Source organism: Pseudoalteromonas sp. GutCa3 (genome assembly GCF_002836155.1).
Lineage (GTDB): Bacteria > Pseudomonadota > Gammaproteobacteria > Enterobacterales > Alteromonadaceae > Pseudoalteromonas > Pseudoalteromonas arctica.
This window is the reverse complement of the sequence record NZ_PJBK01000027.1, coordinates 40,519-46,655: the sequence shown is the minus strand read 5'-3', so window position 1 is coordinate 46,655 and position 6,137 is coordinate 40,519. Positions and strand designations below refer to the sequence as shown.

Here is a 6,137-nt window from a genome sequence, read left to right as displayed (position 1 = left end):
CTATGTGAAAGTAGGACATTACCAGGCTTCAAATTGTAGAAACCCGTTACAGCAATGTGACGGGTTTTTTGCTGTCTGGGATTTAGTAAATAGCCAAAAGCTCATGCCGAACTCAGTAGTGAAACCAAAGCTTCGACCTATGATAGTGTAGCATTTCACTGTGGCTCTCCACCGCTGTGGGCACTACGACATCACCAGGCTTCAAATTGTAGAAAGCCCGATTCGAAAGAATCGGGCTTTTTTACGTCTGCAGAAAAGTAAATGCGCGCAATTAATACACACTCACATCAACACCTAGCACGCAGGGCGGGCAAGCATAGCGACTCCCGACGCTGATATACTGCGTAGCGTACCGACTTTATATTGTAGAGCGTCTGAATCTAATGATTCGGGCTTTTTACGTCTTCAAAAAAGTGATTCAGGGATTCCGCTAGAGCGAAGGACTTCTTAGTAAATCATTTATATCGATCAGCAATAATATTTAATCAATTTGAGGGATTAAATCTGACGCTAACTGCGTTAAAAGCCTCATATATGAAACAACTGAATAACGAATTCTTGCCCTTCTTTTATCGTCTCCGCTTAGTTATTGCTCTAATCTCAATTTATGATCTGTTCAATTATGTAGTTTATAAAATGTGACATAGTTCGTTTAGATAAAAATAGAATAATAAGGGTTTAATAATGAGTGAAATTGATAATCATCCACATGGCATTTTTTGTTGGTCAGAACTTTGTACACACAATTGGAAAGAAGGTAAGACGTTTTATACATCATTATTTGATTGGGGGTATGACGATCAACCTATTGGGGAGGACATATATTACACCATGCTACAAAAGCAAGGTGGTGATATAGCCGCTATGTATGAAATGCCTAAAGAGCAAATTAGTGAAGGGATCCCAAGTCATTGGTTGGCTTACATTGCCGTCGACAATGTTGATGATTGTGCGCTAAAAGCTAAAGAACTAGGTGCTGAAGTTATTGCCGGTCCTCATGATGTTATGAATGCAGGACGAATGTTGATGCTAAAAGATCCTGTAGGTGCCACTGTTGCACTATGGCAAGGCAATGAGCATAAAGGTTGTAAGTACTTAGGTGAATTAAACACGCCTTATTGGCATGAGTTAGCAACCAGAAATAGTAAAGTAAGTAGAGATTTTTACTGTGCTTTACTAGGCTGGGAAAGTGAAATAAAGCCAATGGAAGGTATGAACTACATTTTATTTTTGGTTGATGGACAGCCAATTGCCGGTATGCTTGAGATGACAAGCGACTGGCCTGAAGATATTCCTGCTCATTGGATGATTTATTTTGCAGTAGAGAGCTGCGATACGGCAGTAAATAAAGCCGCTAGCTTAGGTGGACAAGTATGTGTTCCTGCAACAGATATCCCCGATGTTGGTCGTTTTAGTGTTATATGCGATCCTCAAGGTGGTGTATTTTCGGTGATCGAATCTGTTATAGATGACGTTTAAACAGTTACATTAGCTTTAGCGTTAATTTACTCGCTAGTTTGTTATAATACTCGCCAATTAAATCGTCAGAAAGTGCAGAGAACGCAATGGAATTTGAACAAGATAGCAATTTAACCCTTCCTTTATTTCTATTAGATGAATCATTAAGTGATAGAGATTTAGAGCAGCCTGATTTTGAAATATCAATTGGACTTGATGATGAGTTACTTGCTCAAATTTGCCAAAATCCAAGTGAAGATAGCAGTGTAGCTATTACCGTTAGCGGTTATGAGTTGCTTATAACTGATTCTCTGTATTTAAGTATATTAGAGCAAGAGCATGATGCGCAGATAACATTAACGCATGGGCCTCTTTTAAGTATTGTTTTGAATACTGAAGGTCAAAAAACATTCGTTTCTCCTCAAATGGATATGATGCCCACCTTCGATTTAGGTGACGAGGACGAATGAAAAAAATAATAATAAGTACATTTGTATTAATTATCCTTAGTGGTTGTGCTTACTTAGGTAATGCACATTACGATGATTTATTTGGCCCTGAACAAGCGCAAGAGCGTATCGTTCCACATTCTACCCTTGCTGGAGCTGATTTTTTACAAAACGTAAAACCAGTACTCGATACTCGCTGCGTCGTTTGCCATGGTTGTTACGACGCACCTTGTCAGCTTAAGCTCTCATCCCCTGAAGGTATTGATCGAGGTTTGAGTAAAGAGCTCGTTTACGATGGAACTCGTTTATTGGCAACGACCCCAAGCCGTTTATTGTTTGATGCAACCAATACACAGCAATGGCGAGAAAAAAACTTTACGCCAGTGCTAAATGAGCGCGTACAAAGTGAAGAAGCAAACTTAGCGGGCAGTGTGTTATTTAATAGTTTAGTGTTAAAGCAAAGCTATGAATTACCAACTAATGAAGTGCTAGATGATGAATTTGATTTTTCATTAGGGCGTTCGCAAACCTGTGCAACAATGGGGGAGTTTGACCGATTAGCTGACGAGCAACCTCATGGCGGTATGCCTTATGGTTTACCTGGGGTTTCGCGCGAAGAGTTTAATCATTTACAGAACTGGCTTAAAAATGGCGGTAAAATGTCACATATTGAGCCACCAAGTAAGTATGATCAGAATAAAATAAAGGGCTGGGAAGCATTTTTAAATCAAGATAACTTAAAGTATCAGTTATCAGCACGTTATATTTATGAACATTGGTTTTTAGCACATATTTATTTTACGTCAGAGAACCCACAAAGCTTTTTTAAACTAGTTCGCTCAAGTACGCCTCCTGGTGAGGAAATAAAGTTAATTAATACGCGTCGTCCATACGATGACCCTAAAGTTAGCCGTGTTTATTATCGTTTTATGCAAGAGCGTACAACCATACTTTCTAAAACGCATTTACCACTTGAGCTTAATGAAACTAAATTACTGCGTTTGTACGAGCAGTTTATTGCGCCAGATTATAAAGTTACGCAAATGCCGAGTTATGAGCCTAAGTCAGCATCTAACCCATTTAAAACTTTTGAAGTTATTCCTATTAATTCTAAATATCAATTTATGCTTGATGAAGCAGAGTTAATTATTATGGGCTTTATAAAAGGGCCTGTTTGTCGTGGTCAGATTGCTTTAAATGTTATAAATGATCACTTTTGGGTGGCATTTGCTGATCCTGATAAGGTTGCGACTCCTGCTGTAGGGGAAATGCTAATGCAACATGAAGAAGCGCTAGAACTTCCTGCCGCAGAGGAAAGCAATGCGTTACCTATTTCTAGCTGGGTTAAATATTCAGTTCGTGAGAAAAAATACTTACAGGCAAAAGTTGAGCTTGCTAACGAAATGTTTAAAGGTGGCGAGCATCTTACAACTGACTTGCTTTGGAAAGGTAATGGGCATAATAAAAATGCTGCGCTGACTATTTTCCGCCATTTTGATAGTGCAACTGTTGTTAAAGGTTTTATTGGTCAAGAGCCTAAAACCACGTGGATACTTGATTATGCGTTATTTGAACGTATTCATTATTTGCTTGTGGCAGGCTTTGATGTATACGGAAATATAGGTCATCAATTGGTTACACGTTTATATATGGATTTTTTACGTTTAGAGGGAGAGCAAAACTTTTTAGCTCTATTACCTGAGCACAAGCGTAATCAAATCAAAAAGCAGTGGTACCGTAATTCACCACCTGACTTATCTAAGTTCTTTAAAAGTAACCGAGAATTTAGCCAGCCCAGTGGTATTAACTATGAAACTGATGATCCACAGCATGAACTATATACCTTGATGAAAGAAGCCTTAGCGCCAGTTTTAAGTGAAAAATACAACTACACTAAAGTGCCAAAGCCGTTAAATGTAATAAGTAACATGCCAGCAAAAGCGGTTAACTTATTGCCTCAGCTTTCTTTTATACTTGTAAAGCAAGAAGATTATAGCCATAAGGGCTACACTATTATTCATCATAATGCGCACTACAATATATCTAGTTTATTAAACGAAGATGGCCAACGTGCTTATGATGAAGATACCGCGACTATTGTTCCTGGGTTTATCGGAGATTATCCAGCAGCTATTTGGTATTTAAATAACGAGCAGCAAGTAAATGCTTTTGCCGAGCAATTGCCTATGATGCAAATAGAAGCTGATTATGGTGCATTGAAATCTAAGTTTGGTATTCGACGTACTCATCCACAGTTTTGGCAATACAGCGATATATTGCACGATACAGCTAAAAAATATCGTGGGATAGAATATGGAATGTTCGACTATAACCGTTTAGAAAATAGATAGTTAAATAGTTTTATTTTATTAGCCCAACTTTTTAGTTGGGCTTTTTTATTTAATAATCATTATTTAAGCTGCTTATTAGTTCTAAAAAATTGAGCTACACTTAAAACAAAAACAGGGCTTAGTATGTTTAAAGTTGTCGCGAATATCCGTACTCGTTACCGATGGGCATTAATAGCAATAGCACTATTAATAAGCACATCAGCATCACTTATGCAGTATTATTTTTCGGTGCAAAAATACGACGCCAAAATAATAAATATGGCTGGTAAGCAGAGAATGCTTTCTCAAAAAATAGCTTGGCATAGTAATGAGTTATTATTATCGGCAACAAATATTTCTGAGCATACTAAAGCGTTAAAGGCATCAGTCGTATCATTCAAAAAAACTCATAATTACTTACTTTCAAAAAATGCTAATGGAGAGTATCAGTACCTTACACCTAAGCTTATTAAGCTATATACGTTAGCTCCTCATAAACTAGATTCCCAAGTTGCAACATATATCCAGCAAGCGGAAAATTTGCTTTATCAACAAGGCCAAGTAGATAAGCGTATATTCTCTGTAACTGAGGTTGAAGAGCTATTAAAGCAACTAGATCATGCAGTGAATTTATTTGAAGAGCAAGCTGTCCAAAAATTAAACTGGGTATCTAACCTTGAATTATTATTTTGGCTTATGGCGATGTTTTTACTACTTGTAGAGTTAAGATTTGTATTTATGCCAATGGAAAAAGAAATAGGTAACGCATTGTCTAAATACCAAAAACAAAAAGAGTTCGCTCAACAAGTGAGTCAAAATAAAGAGCATTTTATTGCCAGAGCAAGTCACGAATTTAGAACTCCTTTACAGGGTCTTATTACGTCTATTGAGGAGTTAAAGGTTTCTGATACGCAGCAAAGCGTTAAAACCCAAGCTAATTACTGCGCACTTAGGTTAATAGCTATATTAGATGAACTGCAGGACTTGCAAGCTTTAAGTACAGGTAAGTGGGTACCGCAATTTAAAAATGAAAACCTTCTAGAGTCGTGTAATAAAGTACTAATGGCTTACGAGCATGCTTGTCAGCAAAAAGGCCTGAAACTAGTTAGTTGTTTAGATGAATCATTAAATTGTGTATGTAAATTGGATCATCAACGTTTGCAGCATACGCTTACAGAATTAATCAGTAACGCTATTAAGTTTACGACAGAGGGTGAAATTACTGTTTCAGCTAAGCTTTTAAATGATGAATTTCATTTAGCGGTGAGTGACACTGGCAGTGGCTTTTCGAAGAAGATTACCAGTCTTGAATTTGACTCATTTAAACAAACTAATCACTTTCAAGGGTTAAGAACAGGCCTAACCCGGGTTCAATACGTTGTAAAAGCACTGCATGGTGAAATTACTTTTACAAATAATAAAACTCATGGTGCTTTGGTATCTTTGCACTTACCAATAATTGCCAGTAAAGCTCTCCCAAACCCTCGTAAAATAAATGACAAACTAAAGTGTTTAGTCGTTGAAGATAATCCATTAAATACTATATTACTGACCCGCATACTTAGCTTATTAGGTTTAAGCTATGATTGCGCTGAAAACGGCAAAGTCGCGTGCGATATGGTGAGTGAAAATCAATACGATACTGTTTTTATGGACTTAAATATGCCAGTAATGGATGGGTTTGAGGCGATTAAAAAAATACGCTCTGATCTTAATAAAGTAATGCCAATTATTGTTATAACAGCAAATACTTCACAAAATGATATAGAGCGAGCTTATAAATACGGGGCTAACCTTCATATTCATAAACCAATAAGTCAGCAAGCAATTAAAGACGCATTAAATAGTATTAGCGTTGCTAGGGCGTGTTGATCTTTGGTAGTTGAATTTGCAGCAGACT

4 protein-coding genes are annotated in these 6,137 nt (G+C 37.2%); all 4 read left to right on the top strand.

What is annotated here, in order from left to right:
• Positions 1-684: 684 nt before the first annotated feature.
• The 4 genes from CXF64_RS05575 (at position 685) to CXF64_RS05560 (ending at position 6,109) form a co-directional block, all read left to right on the top strand.
• Positions 685-1,479: a VOC family protein gene (locus CXF64_RS05575; RefSeq protein ID WP_101216546.1), complete on the top strand. Its 795-nt coding sequence runs from the start codon at positions 685-687 to the stop codon at positions 1,477-1,479.
• Positions 1,480-1,565: 86 nt separating this feature from the next.
• A complete protein-coding gene (locus CXF64_RS05570) occupies positions 1,566-1,928 on the top strand; it encodes a hypothetical protein (RefSeq protein ID WP_024591417.1) in 363 nt (120 codons plus the stop codon).
• Complete coding sequence (locus CXF64_RS05565) at positions 1,925-4,258, top strand: fatty acid cis/trans isomerase (protein WP_101216545.1); 2,334 nt, start codon at positions 1,925-1,927, stop codon at positions 4,256-4,258. The genes CXF64_RS05570 and CXF64_RS05565 overlap by 4 nt, the downstream gene beginning before the upstream one ends.
• 123 nt (positions 4,259-4,381) lie before the next feature.
• A complete protein-coding gene (locus CXF64_RS05560) occupies positions 4,382-6,109 on the top strand; it encodes a response regulator (RefSeq protein WP_101216544.1) in 1,728 nt (575 codons plus the stop codon).
• Positions 6,110-6,137: the final 28 nt, after the last annotated feature.

What these genes read in the sequence shown, in the direction of transcription:
- CXF64_RS05575 (WP_101216546.1), top strand. Translation starts at nt 685, where the DNA reads ATGAGTGAAATTGATAATCATCCACATGGCATTTTTTGTTGGTCAGAA.
- CXF64_RS05570 (WP_024591417.1), top strand. Translation starts at nt 1,566, where the DNA reads ATGGAATTTGAACAAGATAGCAATTTAACCCTTCCTTTATTTCTATTA.
- CXF64_RS05565 (WP_101216545.1), top strand. Translation starts at nt 1,925, where the DNA reads ATGAAAAAAATAATAATAAGTACATTTGTATTAATTATCCTTAGTGGT.
- CXF64_RS05560 (WP_101216544.1), top strand. Translation starts at nt 4,382, where the DNA reads ATGTTTAAAGTTGTCGCGAATATCCGTACTCGTTACCGATGGGCATTA.